Origin of the sequence: Shewanella sp. 10N.286.51.B7, assembly GCF_002873615.1 — a bacterium.
Taxonomy (GTDB): Bacteria; Pseudomonadota; Gammaproteobacteria; order Enterobacterales; family Shewanellaceae; genus Shewanella; species Shewanella electrodiphila.
The window spans coordinates 1-16,608 of sequence record NZ_MCUF01000028.1; the positions used below are offsets into that span (position 1 = coordinate 1).

General features: G+C 41.5%; 17 protein-coding genes. 13 read left to right on the forward strand and 4 right to left on the reverse strand.

Going from position 1 to position 16,608, the window contains the following annotated elements; all coding sequences use genetic code 11:
• Positions 1-213: 213 nt before the first annotated feature.
• From BCU84_RS07890 to BCU84_RS07940, 10 genes are all read left to right on the forward strand, one after another.
• On the forward strand, positions 214-849 hold the full coding sequence (locus BCU84_RS07890; RefSeq protein ID WP_102527541.1) for a hypothetical protein: 636 nt from the start codon (positions 214-216) through the stop codon (positions 847-849).
• Positions 850-902: 53 nt separating this feature from the next.
• The gene (locus BCU84_RS07895) at positions 903-1,373 is read left to right on the forward strand and encodes a CYTH domain-containing protein (protein ID WP_102527542.1); all 471 of its coding nucleotides are present in this window, start codon (positions 903-905) and stop codon (positions 1,371-1,373) included.
• A 9-nt stretch (positions 1,374-1,382) separates the two neighbouring features.
• Positions 1,383-2,705: a hypothetical protein gene (locus tag BCU84_RS07900; RefSeq protein WP_102527543.1), complete on the forward strand. Its 1,323-nt coding sequence runs from the start codon at positions 1,383-1,385 to the stop codon at positions 2,703-2,705.
• Between the two features lie 329 nt (positions 2,706-3,034).
• On the forward strand, positions 3,035-4,381 hold the full coding sequence (locus tag BCU84_RS07905; protein WP_102527544.1) for a porin: 1,347 nt from the start codon (positions 3,035-3,037) through the stop codon (positions 4,379-4,381).
• Between the two features lie 16 nt (positions 4,382-4,397).
• The gene (locus tag BCU84_RS07910; RefSeq protein WP_102527545.1) at positions 4,398-5,225 is read left to right on the forward strand and encodes a hypothetical protein; all 828 of its coding nucleotides are present in this window, start codon (positions 4,398-4,400) and stop codon (positions 5,223-5,225) included.
• A gap of 114 nt (positions 5,226-5,339) precedes the next feature.
• Complete coding sequence (locus tag BCU84_RS07915) at positions 5,340-6,008, forward strand: DUF47 family protein (RefSeq protein ID WP_102527546.1); 669 nt, start codon at positions 5,340-5,342, stop codon at positions 6,006-6,008.
• Positions 6,009-6,019: 11 nt separating this feature from the next.
• Complete coding sequence (locus BCU84_RS07920; RefSeq protein ID WP_102527547.1) at positions 6,020-7,063, forward strand: inorganic phosphate transporter; 1,044 nt, start codon at positions 6,020-6,022, stop codon at positions 7,061-7,063.
• Between the two features lie 359 nt (positions 7,064-7,422).
• Positions 7,423-7,908, forward strand: coding sequence for an NlpC/P60 family protein (locus tag BCU84_RS07925; RefSeq protein ID WP_102527548.1), 486 nt, complete (start codon positions 7,423-7,425; stop codon positions 7,906-7,908).
• Positions 7,909-8,087: 179 nt separating this feature from the next.
• Positions 8,088-8,621, forward strand: a complete 534-nt coding sequence (mog, locus tag BCU84_RS07930; RefSeq protein ID WP_102527549.1) for a molybdopterin adenylyltransferase — start codon at positions 8,088-8,090, stop codon at positions 8,619-8,621.
• Positions 8,622-9,021: 400 nt separating this feature from the next.
• A complete protein-coding gene (locus tag BCU84_RS07940) occupies positions 9,022-10,029 on the forward strand; it encodes a helix-turn-helix domain-containing protein (protein WP_102527551.1) in 1,008 nt (335 codons plus the stop codon).
• A gap of 73 nt (positions 10,030-10,102) precedes the next feature.
• Here BCU84_RS07940 and BCU84_RS07945 read toward each other — a convergent pair whose 3' ends face one another.
• The 4 genes from BCU84_RS07945 to BCU84_RS07960 all read right to left on the reverse strand — a co-directional run bounded on the left by BCU84_RS07945 (position 10,103) and on the right by BCU84_RS07960 (position 13,761).
• On the reverse strand, positions 10,103-10,339 hold the full coding sequence (locus BCU84_RS07945) for a hypothetical protein (protein WP_102527552.1): 237 nt from the start codon (positions 10,337-10,339) through the stop codon (positions 10,103-10,105).
• A 103-nt stretch (positions 10,340-10,442) separates the two neighbouring features.
• Positions 10,443-11,591 carry an ABC transporter permease gene (locus BCU84_RS07950; RefSeq protein ID WP_102527553.1) on the reverse strand — a complete coding sequence of 383 codons (1,149 nt, stop codon included), beginning with the start codon at positions 11,589-11,591 and terminating at the stop codon, positions 10,443-10,445.
• Positions 11,591-12,325, reverse strand: a complete 735-nt coding sequence (locus BCU84_RS07955) for an ATP-binding cassette domain-containing protein (RefSeq protein WP_102527554.1) — start codon at positions 12,323-12,325, stop codon at positions 11,591-11,593. The genes BCU84_RS07950 and BCU84_RS07955 overlap by 1 nt, the downstream gene beginning before the upstream one ends.
• 2 nt (positions 12,326-12,327) lie before the next feature.
• Positions 12,328-13,761, reverse strand: coding sequence for an alpha/beta hydrolase (locus tag BCU84_RS07960; protein WP_241906389.1), 1,434 nt, complete (start codon positions 13,759-13,761; stop codon positions 12,328-12,330).
• A 203-nt stretch (positions 13,762-13,964) separates the two neighbouring features.
• Here BCU84_RS07960 and BCU84_RS07965 point away from each other — a divergent pair, with 203 nt between their 5' ends.
• From BCU84_RS07965 to BCU84_RS07975, 3 genes are all read left to right on the forward strand, one after another.
• A complete protein-coding gene (locus BCU84_RS07965) occupies positions 13,965-14,339 on the forward strand; it encodes a GntR family transcriptional regulator (protein WP_102527556.1) in 375 nt (124 codons plus the stop codon).
• A gap of 73 nt (positions 14,340-14,412) precedes the next feature.
• Positions 14,413-15,255, forward strand: coding sequence for an ABC transporter ATP-binding protein (locus tag BCU84_RS07970; RefSeq protein ID WP_102527557.1), 843 nt, complete (start codon positions 14,413-14,415; stop codon positions 15,253-15,255).
• The gene (locus BCU84_RS07975; protein WP_102527558.1) at positions 15,252-16,577 is read left to right on the forward strand and encodes a hypothetical protein; all 1,326 of its coding nucleotides are present in this window, start codon (positions 15,252-15,254) and stop codon (positions 16,575-16,577) included. The genes BCU84_RS07970 and BCU84_RS07975 overlap by 4 nt, the downstream gene beginning before the upstream one ends.
• Positions 16,578-16,608: the final 31 nt, after the last annotated feature.

The window sequence follows — 16,608 nt, forward strand, 5'->3', positions numbered from 1 at the left end:
TTTAACTAACTATCGGTGTGGTTTTTTACTTGTGATATTTGATTGTTTTTAAAGGTTTTTTGGTTTGCCTGTAATTGCTTTTATTTTTATTGTGTAAGATTAGGTTGAGACTAAAATTAATAAAACATGATCTAGATCTGTTTTTTTTACTCAACACAGGAGTACTGTAAATGGGTACTTAATAACAAACGAAATAAATTTAAAGGAAACAGTATGTCTGAATTAACAATTGGTGAAATTTCTAAACCACGCTTTGAGTTCCGTACTTTTGGGCAAGACTTTACTGAAGCCGCAGAGCGTATGGCGCGCCTATCTGTTCCGGTTCCTGAAAAGGTATGGCGTCGTGAAAGTGACGAAATTTATATTATGTCTCGCACTAATGATTTGAATAACACTAAGATTCGCGATGGCAAAATGGACGTTAAAAGTTACGTACAAACCGTAGATGGTTTAGAGCAGTGGGATCCAAAATTAAAAGCGGAATTTCCGATCAGTAAAGTTCAGTTAGAACAAGAAATCTTCCCTGCTTTCATGGTGGAGCAACCTGCATTAGCCAAAGACAGCTATAGCTTCGAAGAATTTATCGCTATCATCGACGCCCATCCTGATTTACAAGCCGTTAAAATTCATAAAGAACGTTTTGGTTATATGGTCAATAACACCATCTGTGAAGTGGCAAATGTGTTAGTCAATGGCGCAAGACTTGTCAGCGTAAACAGTGAATCAACAGAATTAGATGACATTCACACCACAGTTAAAGACTTACGCTTAGCGGGTGTTGAAAACATTAATTACCTTCAAGCGATTAAGCGCGTTATCGGTATGAAGAACCTACCGCTAGCTAATTAAGCTTGCATGAGCATTACATCATCATACTTTTTTATAAATAGGGCATAGCTATCATGGCACAAGAAATTGAACGCAAGTATTTAGTATCAAGTGAAGAATTTAAAGCACAAGCGGGTAAGTCGGTTCGTATTATCCAAGGTTACTTAAGTAGCGTGCCTGAGCGCACAGTGCGAGTGCGTGTAAAAGGTGACAAAGGGTTTTTAACGATTAAAGGTATTGGTAATGAGTCAGGTGCGTCGCGTTATGAATGGGAAAAAGAGATCTCTGTTGAAGAGGCGCAAGAACTACTGAAAATCTGCGAACCAGGTGTTATCGATAAAACCCGATACCTCGTTGATCATCAAGGACACATCTTTGAAGTCGACGAGTTCTACGGCAGTAACCAAGGATTGACCGTTGCTGAAGTCGAATTAACTGACGAAGCACAAACGGTCAATAAGCCAAGCTGGTTAGCAGAAGAAGTGACGGGTGATGCACGTTATTACAACTCTATGCTAATGAAGCAACCATTTACGCAATGGTAGGCTGAAACCATGTTGTCGCTATCGATAGCTGATCAGTACCACTTAACAATTCAGGTGGATATTCCGCCTGAATTAAGTCGAGTACAATTGCAGGCCTATTTTTTCTTTCCTGCCAAACTAGCTGACAATAGCGACGTCATGAATAAAAGCAGCTTTTATCACAATTTGTTGCAACAACAACAATTGGTCAAAGTCGAGCCCATTAGTTGTCACACCATTGACCGTGATTTACTCATTATTAAGCAAACTGCTTATGCTTCCGCCCAAGCTAATCAGAGTCGTTATGTACTAGCGTTGTCTGAATTTGTCAGTGGTATTGTTGATTTACAAGAGAATGCTAGCTTAGCGCAGTTGGCCTATATCGGTGATCAAATAGAGCAATTTTCACGGATCCACGATAACGAACAATTACTCACCCAAGGTCAGCTATTTAAGTTGGCACTACATTTATTAATGTATCACTATCATCAATCTTTGTTACAGGCTAAACACCAGGCCAGTAAAGAAGATAAGCTTTGGCTGACTGTTCAAATACAACGGCTTTGCGTAGATGCCGATATACTGAAGATTAAGTTATCTCCTACCTCAGAAGCTGGAAGAGAGAAATTACTTAATCGATTACACATCGCTAAACGGGTGATCCATCGTCCACACCAATTAACTCGTAAGAAACTTAAAGATGGTGAAGTGGCTGAACAATTGATCTTTGGTTTTGCAGCCGCATTAGCAATGGCATTTGCTACAGGTATCGCTTTTGCGACTCAAAAAGCTTTTGGTAATTTTTCTACACCATTTTTTTTCTCTCTGGTGTTGTCGTATATCTTCAAAGACCGGATTAAAGAGTTGGGGCGTAATTACTTAATGGAGAAATATTTCTCTAAGTATTCACAGCATCATTATCGGTTCTATCAACACGGTTCCAGCCAATTAGTGTATGACGCTAAAGAGGCAGTATACCGACAAAAACCTGCTGAGCTACCTGAAAAAGTAAATGCATTACGTAAACGCTTTTATCGGGCAGAAAGCCATAGTTTTAAAGAAGCGCTCGTCTATAAGCGAAGTTATACATCGCATACCCATTCACAACCAAATTCCCAATTTAAGTTTAAAGATAAACTTACAGTTAATTTAAGTAAGCGTTTACGGTTACTGCCAAGAATGGTGCGATCACATTGGGAGGAAACGGAGAGTAATATTAAGCTCCACAATGTGCATAGTGTCTATCCTATCAACATTGTTTTAGTCACTAAAACTGACAGTGGTTGTAGTTATTATCGATATAAATTAACCACAAGTCGCAAAGGTATTCATAGATTAGAGCAAGTCGAATAAGCACTTGTTGAGTTTAGTATTGGTGTTTAATTGACACAAGTTTTCAATAATCAATATATAAATAAGCATTTAAATCAACAGTATGCAAAAAATAGTGGCTCATGAGAATATGATTTTCATAAGTCGCTTTCGGCTGACTTAAAAAATCTGCAATTGGATTATTTTACATTTCGCCTTAGATCACTTTTTACGCAAGATTGTAAGATTAAGTTGTAATTAGTTGATGTTGATCATGTTTTTTTTACAGCCGTAGTTCTACTCTATGGCTAACGAGATAGAAACATTTTTGTTCCAAATTAAGTAATAAAAATAATCTAAGGAAGATGAAGATGAGCAAAGAAAATGTGTTGTCAGTTTCAGGAGTTGCTAAAGCAGTAGCAATATCATTATTTTGTTTTTCAGGTGCCACTATGGCGGCTGATACCGATCGCGTTACAGAGTTAGAAGAACGCTTAGACGCGTTAGAAATGGAGCTGATTGAAGCCCAAGATGCTGCTAACAAAAAAGATAGATTAAAATTCTCTAGCAGCAGCCCGTCACCAGAGTTCATTTCTCAAGATGGTAAATCTACCATGGAGTTTTCTGGTCGAATTCAATTGGATTATGTTAATTCAGATGACTTCTATACAGGTAGCAAGCGTGAGTTTGAAGGTGGCGCCAATACGGTCGATTTTCGTCGTGTTCGATTTGGGGTCGAAGGCTACTTTTCAAATGTTTGGAAGTACTCACTAGAGTTTGATTTTGATGGTGAATCAGAAGTTGAAGTCAAAGATGCCAATGTCAGCTACCGCGGTTGGGAAAACTCAGAATTGACTATGGGTTTCCAAAAATTCGGTTTTGGTCTTGAGGCATCTGGTAGCTCAGCTCACTTAGCATTTTTAGAGCGTGCAAGTACTGATGTGTTCTCACCAGATCGTAATGTCGGTGTGCAGTGGTTATATAAGGGTAATGATTACAACTTAATGTTGGGTTATGGCACTACAGCCAACATCAATGACGATGATTTAAATTTCAAACAAGATGTCTACAACGGCCGTTTTACTATGGCACCGATTAAAACCAGTGATCATTTATTACACATTGGTGTAAGTGGCATGTATACCAACAACAATAGTGAAGCCGAAGAGATGCGCTACCGCGCTCGTCCTAGTAGCAAACCTGTTAGCCGCACTATTGACACTGGTAAGTTTGATGCTGAATCAGTGCAGAGTTATGGGCTAGAGATGGCTTATCAGCATAGAAATCTGTTAATTCAGGGCGAGTACGTTACCTCTAAGGCCGACCAAGTCGATGATGAGTCGGTGTCAGTCGATGCGTATTACCTGCAAGCTGTTTATACCTTAACAGGTGAGCAATGGAATTACGGTAGTAAAAAGGGCACTTTCAAGTCGATTAAACCTGCCAATGCAATTTCTGCTGGTGGCTATGGCGCATGGGAATTAGCAGCTCGTGTTGATGTGGCAAACTTCGATGACACCGATGCTGGCATCACTGGTGGTGAGAAAACCGATTATATCCTTGGGGTCAACTGGTATTTAGAAAACAACTTAAAAGCCCAGTTTAACTATGTGCACACTCAAGCTGATTATAAAAAGCCATATACAGATATTAATGGTGTAGAGATGTACGACCAAGACGGCAATATTTTCCAAGCCAGACTCCAGTTTACATTCTAAATGAAGGAAAAATTTGATGAGAAATAATCTATTTTTAATCGGCCTAGTGAATGTATGTTTAAGTTCGAGTGCCTATGCGCTATCGCCTGATGCCTTTACCTCGCTTGAATACCATGTGAATACGGGTACGGCGAAAACCATGCCTTATGCAGCATCGAAGCAAACTGACGAGTTTAAAGAAGCGTTTAGTTTTATCGACTTAAAAGAGGATGTCAGAGTTAAGTTAGTGACGTATCTAGATACACCAAATCGCGCTTTTAATGCCAAAGATATTAATATCCGTGTGCGTGAAGATTTAGGTAAGCCACGTAAGAGTAAAATTACCGTCAAACTGCGTGCTGATAACCCAGAAGGCTTTGGAGAGTTAACTAATTTCCGTAAAGCTGAGATTGATTATACAGATGGCAAAGCTGCTTACAGTGTGAGCTACGATGTACCTTATTCACCTGCTGACATTGATGTGAAAAATGTCGATATTAAAGCGGTATTTGCTATCTTAAAACGTAACTCTGTCATGTGGGATATCGTTGGTGAAATCTATGAAGCCAATGAGCAAGATGTGACTCAAACCTTGGTCATGCGTACTCATGGCTGGGAAGGCACATTAAATGATAAACGTTTTGATAATATCGAAATCGACTATCAATTATGGACGCCGTATTACCGTAAACCGCGTATTAGCTTTAACGAGTTCTCTTTCAAAGGACACGTAAAAGATAAAGCACAATTAGAGCAAGTGTATCAGCACTTATATGAGCAAGTTGAAGCCGTTGGTTTTGAACATGGTCATAGTGGTTCGAAAACCAGCTCTACCTTTAAAATGAGTAAAGGATTTACTAAGTAAGTTCCACTGAGTTCATCCAATGACCAGGTACTGCGCCCCCATCACTCCCTGATGTAGTGCTTGGTCATTTCTCATCTTAATTCCCCCTTAATTAACCCTAACAAAGGAGATGCCATGTTTGGCTTTTCTCGGATCACTACGCTTCTTTCTCAGAGTCAGTCTACCGAAACCAATGTGTATTTATTCCTCGATCAAGTCACACTCGCCCAACATAAGTTTGTTTATATGTGGCAAATGTATTTAGCTCACGGAGCTAATAGCGAGGAGTTTGAAAATGCATTAACAGAGCTTCAGTCTATTGAACATGAAGCTGATGTCCTCAAGCGTGAAATTGAACAGACGCTATATCGTAAAACCCTGATCCCTGATTTACGCAGTGATGTGGCCTCGCTGATTGATTTAACCGACCGGATTATCAATAAACAGGAAACCATAGGCTTACATTTAAAAATCGAGAAGCCACTTATTCCTCAAGCGGTTGAGGCTGACCTCATGGTGCTACTGAATGCGGTAGGCAATACCATAGATCACACTATATTGTGCGCCAAAAGTTTTTTTACCGACTTACAGCGCGTACAGGAATATCACCAGAAAGTGATTATGTTTGAAAGTGATGCGGATAAAGCCTGTACGCGGGCGAAAACTATCTTGTTCGATACAGATTTACCGCTGATTAATAAAGTCCAGTTGCGATACTTTTTTGACCGCATAGATCAAGTGGCGAATTTAGCTGAAGACATCAGTGATCGGGTTGCCATATTTACTCTCAAACGGGTTCAGTAGGAGGGAATAATATGGATATTGCGATTTGGGTATTTTTATCGAGTGGTTTGTTTTTAGGTTGGTCGTTAGGGGCCAATGATGCTGCTAATGTTTTCGGCACTGCTGTCGGTTCTAAAATGGTTAAGTTCTCCACAGCGGCAATGATTTGTTCAGTGATGGTGATTCTGGGCGCAGTGATCAGTGGTGCTGGTGCATCGCATACGTTAGGTGCCTTAGGTAAAGTCTCTGCCATTGGCGGCGCATTTACTGTGGCTTTGTCGGCTGCGACAACTGTATATCTGATGACAAAGTCAGGTTTACCCGTATCGACAGGTCAAGCGATTGTCGGGGCTATTATCGGCTGGAATCTATTTAGTGGCATGGCAACTGACTCTGAAGTATTGACTAAAATCTTAAGTACGTGGGTGATGTGTCCAATTCTTGCTGCCATCACCGCAGTTATTTTATATAAAGCTGTGACACGCGCAATTGATTGGTGGCGACCTGGTTTATTTCAATTAGATCAGTGGACACGTATTGGTTTGATATTAGCAGGTGCATTTGGTGCTTATAGTTTAGGTGCTAATAACATTGCTAATGTGATGGGCGTATTTGTGCTCAGCGCACCTATTGATGCCTTTGAATTTGCGGGTATTGAGTTTAGCGGTGCAATGCAGCTGTTCTTTTTAGGTGCTGTTGCCATTAGTGTCGGGGTATTTACTTACTCTAAAAAAGTGATGATGACGGTGGGTGGCAATTTAATCTCGATGACACCAGTGACAGCATGGGTGGTAGTAATGGCGCACTCTATTGTGTTGTTTATCTTCTCTTCTCAGTCGCTGTCTAATGCTTTTGTGAACATGGGTTTACCTGCAATACCTCTAGTGCCAGTGTCGAGTTCTCAGGCGGTCATTGGTGCTGTTATTGGTATTGCCTTCTTAAAGCGGTTACCGATTCAATGGCCTGTTCTAGGTAAAATACTGGTGGGGTGGGTGATTACGCCGATTTTATCAGCCATTGCCTGCTTCATTGGCTTATTCATTGTCCAAAACCTGTTTAAGCAAGTGGTAGTGTAATCAAGCATGCTAGATGTCTGACTCATTTTTAGGATAAGCTGAGATGACGAAATCATGGTGGTATAAGAGGCGACTTTATAATGAGACATGTTAATTTAGGAGGCATGTTAGCCGTTTCAATGTCATTAGGTTGCTTACTCAGATCATATAATACTGAAGGAGCCCCACACAGAACGTCATAATCAACAATGTACTCAAAGCTTGTATCGGTGATTAATTATTAATGATTTGTAGGTTTTTATAGACCTTGGCCGGTTTAACTCACGCTTTAATTCATTTAGCCTACATGGGAATTGGTCGTGTTATTTTTATACAAATCAATACTGATTTTGAGCTAAATACTGGGTGGATATATTGTTATGTCACGATTAATTTTACTACTCATTATGAGTGTTCTTCTGACAGCTTGTGCCAGCAATCATATTACAGTTCCTGATAACGCAGCTGCAGCATCATCATTAGGTGATGTTGATTCAAGATTGTGGAACGAAGCGCGTTTATTACAATTTCACCAGCAGTGGCAGGGGACGCCATACCGTTTAGGTGGATTAACTAAGAAGGGTTTGGACTGCTCTGGTTTAGTGTATGTGGCTTATCAAGATCTTGTTGGTCCAAGTATTCCAAGAACTGTGCAAGGGCAAACAAGTTTGGGAACCCGAGTGGCTAAAAGTGATTTACAAAGCGGAGATTTAGTGTTTTTCAAAACCACAGGTAGCGGGCGTCATGTTGGGGTGTATTTATCTGGGCATCGCTTTTTGCACGTGTCGACTAAAAAAGGCGTCATAATTTCAAGTATGGATAACGTTTATTGGAAACCGCGATACTGGTTTGCGAGTCGTTTATAACCTCAGCGAATTGCGTTGTCTTATTTTTGAACAAGGCATAGCTGCAGTGACCCATGTTTTGCAACTCTTGATCAATCTCTCCGTCTCTGCTTGAAAATTGTGGTATTTTAGCCACATCTAAAGTCTATAGTGTTATGTAGACTTACAGCCATTAAATGATCAAGTTTAAGGATTTTGTCATGACCAAAGCTAAAATCGGCATTGTTACGGTAAGCGATCGTGCGAGTGCAGGTATCTACGAAGATATTTCAGGTAAAGCCATTATTGATGTGCTAAATGAGTATTTAACATCTGAATGGGAACCTGTTTATAAGGTCATTCCTGATGAAATGGCTGATATTGAAGCTACGTTAATTGATATGGCTGATGTGCAAAACTGTAGCTTGATCGTGACAACTGGCGGCACTGGGCCAGCTAAGCGTGATGTGACTCCAGAAGCGACTGAAGCGGTGTGTGATCGCATGATGCCAGGCTTTGGCGAGTTAATGCGCGCCGAGTCATTAAAGTTTGTACCAACGGCTATTCTGTCTCGTCAAACAGCTGGTTTACGTGGTGACTCATTAATCGTTAACTTACCTGGCAAGCCTAAGTCTATTCGTGAATGTTTAGATGCAGTATTTCCTGCGATCCCTTACTGCATCGATTTAATGGACGGTCCATTCTTAGAGTGTGACGAATCAGTCATCAAGCCATTTAGACCGAAAGCGAAGTAATCTGAATTCAGATTAATTAAGCTTACAGCAGTTAAAATCTGCGAATATTAAAACCAGCTACGGCTGGTTTTTTTGTGGCTAGTACTTTGTATCGCACAGTCAAATCCCCTTCCTTAGGATCAAGTTAGCGCTATAGCCTGCGAATAGCACTAAACTTGGAATTGCTATCAAGTGCGCAAATATACTGGGCTCAGTACTGAAATTTAGCCAAAGTAATAAGCCCCAACTTACCAACAAATAGCTTACGCTGATTAACCAATTTGAACTGATACTTTTCATTGCTCGTTTCCTTACTGAGTACCTCAATGATGAATAAGCCCAGTATAAAAACTAGACAAATGAGTTGTAAGTGTCATTATTGACAAATATAAGGTCAAAATTGACATTTGAGGTGCGATAGATGAAAACGATCTACATTATGGCTGCGGGTAATGTTGTCGCCAGTGGCTTAATGAGTTTTCTAGATGTGTTTAGTTTCTGCAATAGTTACTGGCGCAGAATGAATCCAGATGCCACTGAGGACTTGTTTCATTGCCATGTTATTTCTGCCCATGGTGGGCCAGTAATGACGAATCAGGGCATAGAAGTACCCGCTAAGGGCCTTAAGCATGAAGAAGATATTCTCGCAGCTGATGCGGTGATATTGGCATCGGCTTTTGTGACTAATAGAGATGAGTTTCAGCATTTTTTGAGTGATTTCGAGCCATTATTTGCGCCATTACGACAGTTTTCTGAAACAAGAAAACCTGTGGCGGCTTATTGTTCGGGGACCTTATTGTTAGCCGCATCGGGGTTATTAAACCAGCGCCGTGCAACCACTGTGTGGTGGCTAAGTGAAATGTTTGAACGTAACTTTAAAGATGTGCAGTTATGCATGGATTCATTGGTGGTTTCAGATGGCCATATTCATACCGCTGGAGCAACCACATCCAGTTTAAGCTTGGCTTTGCACTTGATTTCGATTTTGGTGGGTGAGCAAATGGCACAGCAAATGTCGAAAATCTTATTGATTGATCCTAATCGGAGTTCACAACAACCTTTTATGACAATGAGTATTAACCCTGAGCAACATAAAGATGAATTGATTCATAAAGTGCAGCAATGGATGCAAGTGCACTTAGATCAACATTGGTTGTTGGATGACATTGCCGATAAATTTGCGGTAGGTAAACGCACGTTAATAAGACGCTTTAAAAAGGCCGTTAATGAAACACCTGCGAGCTATATGCAACGTTTACGAGTTGATGAGGCCAAGCGATTACTTGAAACCACGGAACTGGGGATTGAACAAATTGTTGAACGAGTGGGCTATGAAGATAGCAGCTCATTTAGGAAGTTATTTATTCAGTTAACTAGCTTGTCGCCAAGAGCATATCGACAAAAATTTAATACCCATACTTGCTGCTGATTTAAAATATAGATAAACAAAAAGCCAATAAAATCGGTGGTTTTATTGGCTTTTTAATCGTGTTGGCAAGGTTTTACAATCCATTGATAGTTTGCTTTAAATCATAACCTGGCTCAGTGACAATGGTTTCTAGCGTAGCGATCCGCGTTTGCAGTTCTTTATTTTGCTGGCGAAGCATGCTGATTTCAGCATCATTATCTTTGTCATGTTTTGTCGATTTTATCTTGACGTAATGCTTAAACATTTCTGTGGCAGTTGTGCCCAGGGTAATGATGATAACCAAGGCCACAATGGCGTATTCTTGTTCCATAATAAACTCCTTCTATTTGATGAACCCAAGTTTGGGTTAATAACAATGACGATTGAGGCCATTTGCTGATAAAGCTCAGCAAAATGACCTGTGTTATCGACGCTTATAAACCAAAAACCACTTTCTCGCTTTTCAGCAGTTTCTCTAGCCCTAATGCAAGTGCAATTGACAAGACTAATGTGGCACCTGAAGACACCAATAACTGCAGCATTGGGATTTCTCGCCCTTTAATAAAGGCCATAAGTGCTTGTTGCTGACCTGATACAGGCAGCCATTCCAATACATCTGGGGCAATGTTATAGCTGGCAGCCATGGATAAGGCTAATGGGACAAATAGCACCATGGTTAAATAAGACTGGGCCTCTTTAAAGCTTTTGGCCATGAAAGACACAAACAGCTGTAACGTTGCCGCCATGATGGCGAGTGGAATGCCGATAAATAGCATCAGTCCCATAAAGTCAGGCGAGATGTTGACGCTAAAGCCGAGTTCCTGCCAAGGGACAAAGGTATAAGCGAATTTAGACACCAGCAAGATCAGCAGCAAGCCCAGTAAAGCAAAGCAGGTGACCGCAATGATTTTGCCCAGCACTAACTGTCGCGTGCTAATAGGGTGGCTGAGTAACAATGCCAATGAATTACGCTCGCGTTCACCGGCACTGGTATCAATGGCCAAGTTCATGCCAGAGATAAACACCGAATAAATCATGGTGAAAATCGCGATACCCAAGATAAAGCCGCCTTTAGAGTCAGGTGTAGCCTGATCTTCTACAATCACTTTAACTGGCTGTACAACCGCTGGATTAATTCCGCGTGCAATTAAGCGTAAACTGCCCATTTCACTGCTGTAAGCTTGCAACTGTAGCTCAACTCTACGAATTGATTTTTGTAGCTTTTCATTAGAGTTATCTGCAATTAAGGTCACTTCAGCAGGTTTAGCTTTAGCCATATTCTCGGCGTAATCGTCACTAATAATAAGCTCAATGTCTTTGACATCTTTTACGCTGACACCTTCATCTGTCGAGGCATTGATGCCGCGATTATTGAGAAAACGGACTAAATCAGGCGCATTGTCACTGTTAGTAATATTAATGTTTAAATCTTCTGGGCTTGATAACTGTCCGATTAACACCATAAACATGCCGCACATTAATAGCGGTGTGCCGATAGCATAATAAAGTCCAGCCATGACAGAGCGTTTGTCGCGCATGGCGTCGATGAGTTCTTTGCGAACCATTGCAATAACTGTTTTCATTAGGCTGCGATCCCTTCGTCAGTACCAATTAATTGTATAAATGCATCTTCAAGTGAATCCTTGCCTGTTTGTTGGCAAAGCTCTTCTGGGCTGCCTGTGGCAACGACTTTACCGTCTGCCATCACAATCACTTGGTCACAAAGTGCGGCAACTTCTTGCATAACGTGACTTGAAAACAGCACGCAGTGTCCAGCGGCCTTGAGCGAGAGCAAAATGTCACGCAGTAAGCGTGTACTCATCACATCCAAACCACGAGTCGGTTCATCCAAAATAATATTGGTTGGCTTGTGCACAATAGCCTGCGCTAATGCAGTTTTCATTCGCTGGCCTTGAGAAAACCCTTTGCAGCGTCTATCGGCAATATCTTCAAGTTTGAGCTGAGCAATCACATCTTGGGTTGCTTGTTTAGCGTCATTTTTTGACATGCCACTGAGCTCGGCAAAGTAGCTGATGTATTCTCTAGGCGATAAACGCTCATAGAGGCCAAATGGATCTGGGAATAAGCCCAGTTGTGCTTTGGCTTTAGTTGGCTGTTTAGCGACATCAATGCCGTCAATTTCTGCATGACCTTCATCGGCGGCAAGTAAACCAAATACGGTGCGTAGACAGGTGGTTTTACCTGCGCCATTAGGACCAAGCAAACCCGTGATATGACCGTCATGTGCGCTGAAACTAAGGTTATCAAGTGCTTGCACGTCACCAATTTTTTTAGATAGATTCGTTACAGTAATCATGATTATTCTTCCTCAGTTGTCGTTGGAATAACTTCAACGGTGTTGGCATTTAAGTAAAAACTACGGCTCACATCTTTTTCTAAACATTCGCCATCGATATTGTCCAGCGAGCCACTCGTGACTAAATCTGCCATTAACTCATTGCCACAACTTTGGTATGCGACCCCGTGAGTGGCGAATTTGGAGATAAAGTGTTTTGCATTGCTGAGTTTTTCGGTGGCCATTTCGCCCCAGCTTGGTGGAGTGGCAGGATCTAATTCGCCAGATAATAATAAGGTGGGGATGTCGCTTTCGATGGCATCACTAAAACTGCTATCAACTTGCGGCATATGCCATACGCTACAGGTGGCTTCTAACCCCTCAATCATGGTGGTTGCCATGTATGAGCCTTTGGCTCGTTGGCGAATGTCATCAGTAAGGCGGTGTATGTCTTCTCCACACACCACAGATGCATGCATTCCCATTGCAATCCCAGTGCTGTCGGCAGTAAGGGTATAAATACCTAAAATGGGTTGATAGTTACCGATAGATGCTTGATGAATCGCATGGGGAATTAATGCGCGAATATTGGGCATATATAAGGCCATACGAATTGCGCCGTTAAACTTGCCACGGGTTAAAGTAAAATCAGCGATTTCATCGGTTTGTGGATCGCGGGTTTGCGTGACGATAGCCGCTTCAGTTAATGCGTTATCCACCTGTTGAAAATCTTGCTCAAGCGTAGGAAACTGCTGCTGACATTGGCTGTTTTTCTGACAATCTTTAAATAATAAGGCGTAGCCCCTATCAATAGCACTACCTATTGCAATCACACTTTGTTGCATTGGCACCACACCATCTAAAGTAACGGTGGCGAGCGCTTGCGGATATTCGCGCATATAAAGTTGCGCCATACGTGTGCCATAAGACACGCCGTATAAATGGAATTTGTCGTAGTTTAAGTGTTCACGTACAGCTTCAAAGTCTTTAAGTGCCGTTAAACTGCCGTACTGGCTCACATCAGCATCAATCTTATCGAGACACTTTTGCGTGTCTGCAACATAGTCCATGTCGTCATCATTAAAAGATAAGGCTGACATATTGTCGTCATCACAAGCCAAAATACTGGATTGTCCAGTACCACGTTGGTCAATTAATAGAATGTCTCTATCTTGGCGCACTTTCGCCAGCACGCGATTAAAGCCTGCCGCATTTTCAATGGCTGACTGACCTGGACCACCTGCAATGGCTAACAAAGCTTGTTTTTTAAAGCTGGGTTTAATCGCAGGCAATACTGCGTAATGAATCGCGATTTGCTTGCCATCTGGTATAGCTGGATTTTCTGCCACCATTAATGAACCGCATTGAACTTGCTCTGATAGGCCATCAACATAACAAGCTGATAGTGGTGCCTGATTTGACGTGGTCTCTTCTGCTGTTACTGACAAGCTAAGCATAGAGAGCAAACCAACTTGAATTGCGCTGATTAATTTTGATTGGCGAGCCAATAGCTTTGGCTTACGAACCTTATTAAACGTTCCTTGCAACATAACTTTTCCGATGTTCATAACATCTTTCCTTTTTGCATTTCAGGATAATTGTGGTAACTTAACATTAGTGTATCGGTGTATTGATGTATTAATACAGTAAGTGAAGGCTAATGCTAGAACTAATAAAAGTCAACCCCAGTAGTGGTGAACCTATTTATCGACAATTGCATGAACAAATCGTGCGATTGATTGTGGGCGGCCAACTGCAGGTAGATCAAGTACTGCCATCAGTGAGGCAACTTGCTGAACATTTAGCGGTTAACCCGATGACAGTATCCCGTGCCATTCAACAATTAGTTGAACAAGGCTGGCTAGAGCGTCGCCGTGGGCAACCTACTCGTGTTGCTAATAAGCAAGATGCGCCTGCGACGACAAGTTTGCAGTTATTAGAATCTCAAGCCAATGATTTAATAACTAAAGCTAAGCAATTAGGCATTTGTTTGGATGATCTAAAGTCGTTGATGGAGCAGCAGTGGGATAAGTAGTCCTAGTTTAATTTAATCTTTTTAAATACTGATAACACTAAACAGTAAGCGCAAGATAACAAGGAACAAGTTGATGGAACACTCTGAAGTGATTCTCGAGTTTCAACAAGTCGATAAACGATTTGATGACCAAGCTGTATTAACCCAACTGAGCTTTAGTTTATCGGCTGGCATGGTTGTGGGCTTATTGGGGCAAAACGGGGCGGGTAAATCGACCTTAATGCGTGCAGCCTTAGGCATTTTAGAAATTGATGCAGGTAATATTACTACTCTAGGTGAAACCGCCACTGACCTGTCTATCGATGCTAAGGCTAAAATTGGCTATGTGCCACAACAGCCGTTTGGCTATGAAGGTTTCACTATTGCCAGTGCACTTGAATTACACAGTAGTTTTTACCCGCAATGGGATAAAGCACTTGAAACTGATTGGTTGGCTCGTTTTGGGCTTGATAGTAAACAACAAGTGCAAAAGTTATCAGTAGGGCAGCGTCAATCTTTAGCGCTAATTATGGCGATGGCGTATCGTCCCCAGTTACTGATCCTTGATGAACCTGTTGCCAGTTTAGACCCTATTGTGCGTCGTCAGTTTATGGGTGACTTATTTGAGTTAGCGCTTGAGTCTGGCTCTGCAGTGCTATTCTCATCTCACATTACCTCCGATCTTGAACGTGTTGCCAGCCATGTCGCGCTGCTCAAACAAGGTGAATTAGTCTTGTTTAAAGAAATTGATGCCTTACGGGAAGAGGTTGTTTTAGTGCAACTCGCAGATAACCAAGAGTTACCCGAGGGGTTAACGGTGTTAAATCGCAATCAGCAACAAGTGTTAGTGGATAATGCCGATCAAATCGACATTGCTGGCGTGGTCAATACTACCTCATTAAATCTTGAACAACTATTCATGGAACTTCACCGATGAATAGCCCGTCGCCCTCAACACAACCTAGCGCTAAAGTGACTAAAAATGCTTTTCGCAACCCATTTAAAGGGTTCTACTCACTATGGCTAAGAGACTTTGGCAGTCTGAGCTTTTTGATGGTCGCTTTGCTGGGTTGTGGCCTGACAATACTCACCATAATAACTAAGCCTGAAAAAATTGACGTCATCAATCTTGCTTTAGGCATGACTATTTTATCGATGTCTTGCGCAGTAGCCTGGCAATTCATTAAATTGTCGGCCAATGAATGCGCAATGCTTATCCCTCATTATCGAAAGCAGGTATTAATACAAGCTAGCAGTATATGGGCGGTGAGCTTATTTCTGAGTTTCGTGGCAATTGAGCTAAGTGAATTGACCAGTATCGCGACATTGATGCTTTTTGTCAGTATTGGTACTGGGTTTATTTATGCGTGTTTAATCAAACCGCAGCGATTCAATTATGCCATGCTGGTGTTTTTAGTCTTACCGATTACACCGCAATTAATTAACTATATTCCGCAATTACTGGCTGATTATATTGTATTGATCCCGGTGTTATTAGGGTTCTTAATTGATCGGAAGCTAAAACGTTTCAGCTGGAATCAAGATGCTCGTGCCATATATTTAAATGGCCTAGAAACAGGGTGGATGGTTGGCCCAATAGTGGGACAAAACCCTTGGTTTATTAAGCTAAGTCGCTACCTACATCCTGCCAGTTTTTTTATTGGCCCAATGCTCGGCATGATGTTGATTGTTTCATTGGTATTAAGTGCTGTTGGGGTGTTATTTGCAGCTTACATAGATGCAGACTTTCCCATTTTAATGGTGCTTTCGCAGTTAATGATTATGGTATGCGCATTAATTCACTGGACACGTGTTCAGCGTTGGCGCGCAGCCGAGACGCTATACATGCTACCAAGCTTTAACGGTAAAGCTGGCTTGGTAGAGCAGTTTTTTAAGTCGCAATTACGCTTAATGGGTATCGTGATAATGATTATGTCACTGATAACCCTGTTATCTGCTTTGTTTAACTCACAGATAACCCTGATGGTGGGCTTACATATCGTCGCAACGACGACTTGGGCATCTGGTTTGGCCTTAGCGTTCGGTGCAATGAGTCGATCTACTTTGCACGTTAGCTTATCTATGCTGCTTGTCTTTAGTAGTGCTATATGGCTTTCAACTTCATTAGTTGGCTTACGGGAGCAAGGTTCTATAAACGTTGGCTATTATTGGGGAGATTTAGGTTTACTCCTGTTAATGGGAGTTTTACTCGTTATCAGCAGAAACAAATTATGGAAAAATGGTGTTGCTGGTTTGTAAAAAACGACCTTATTCTGTGAATTGACGCTAA

Excerpts from the sequence above, each read along its gene's own strand:
- BCU84_RS07890 (WP_102527541.1), top strand. The coding sequence starts at position 214 with ATGTCTGAATTAACAATTGGTGAAATTTCTAAACCACGCTTTGAGTTC.
- BCU84_RS07895 (WP_102527542.1), top strand. The coding sequence starts at position 903 with ATGGCACAAGAAATTGAACGCAAGTATTTAGTATCAAGTGAAGAATTT.
- BCU84_RS07900 (WP_102527543.1), top strand. The coding sequence starts at position 1,383 with ATGTTGTCGCTATCGATAGCTGATCAGTACCACTTAACAATTCAGGTG.
- BCU84_RS07905 (WP_102527544.1), top strand. The coding sequence starts at position 3,035 with ATGAGCAAAGAAAATGTGTTGTCAGTTTCAGGAGTTGCTAAAGCAGTA.
- BCU84_RS07910 (WP_102527545.1), top strand. The coding sequence starts at position 4,398 with ATGAGAAATAATCTATTTTTAATCGGCCTAGTGAATGTATGTTTAAGT.
- BCU84_RS07915 (WP_102527546.1), top strand. The coding sequence starts at position 5,340 with ATGTTTGGCTTTTCTCGGATCACTACGCTTCTTTCTCAGAGTCAGTCT.
- BCU84_RS07920 (WP_102527547.1), top strand. The coding sequence starts at position 6,020 with ATGGATATTGCGATTTGGGTATTTTTATCGAGTGGTTTGTTTTTAGGT.
- BCU84_RS07925 (WP_102527548.1), top strand. The coding sequence starts at position 7,423 with ATGTCACGATTAATTTTACTACTCATTATGAGTGTTCTTCTGACAGCT.
- mog (WP_102527549.1), top strand. The coding sequence starts at position 8,088 with ATGACCAAAGCTAAAATCGGCATTGTTACGGTAAGCGATCGTGCGAGT.
- BCU84_RS07940 (WP_102527551.1), top strand. The coding sequence starts at position 9,022 with ATGAAAACGATCTACATTATGGCTGCGGGTAATGTTGTCGCCAGTGGC.
- BCU84_RS07945 (WP_102527552.1), bottom strand. The coding sequence starts at position 10,339 with ATGGAACAAGAATACGCCATTGTGGCCTTGGTTATCATCATTACCCTG.
- BCU84_RS07950 (WP_102527553.1), bottom strand. The coding sequence starts at position 11,591 with ATGAAAACAGTTATTGCAATGGTTCGCAAAGAACTCATCGACGCCATG.
- BCU84_RS07955 (WP_102527554.1), bottom strand. The coding sequence starts at position 12,325 with ATGATTACTGTAACGAATCTATCTAAAAAAATTGGTGACGTGCAAGCA.
- BCU84_RS07960 (WP_241906389.1), bottom strand. The coding sequence starts at position 13,761 with ATGCTTAGCTTGTCAGTAACAGCAGAAGAGACCACGTCAAATCAGGCA.
- BCU84_RS07965 (WP_102527556.1), top strand. The coding sequence starts at position 13,965 with ATGCTAGAACTAATAAAAGTCAACCCCAGTAGTGGTGAACCTATTTAT.
- BCU84_RS07970 (WP_102527557.1), top strand. The coding sequence starts at position 14,413 with ATGGAACACTCTGAAGTGATTCTCGAGTTTCAACAAGTCGATAAACGA.
- BCU84_RS07975 (WP_102527558.1), top strand. The coding sequence starts at position 15,252 with ATGAATAGCCCGTCGCCCTCAACACAACCTAGCGCTAAAGTGACTAAA.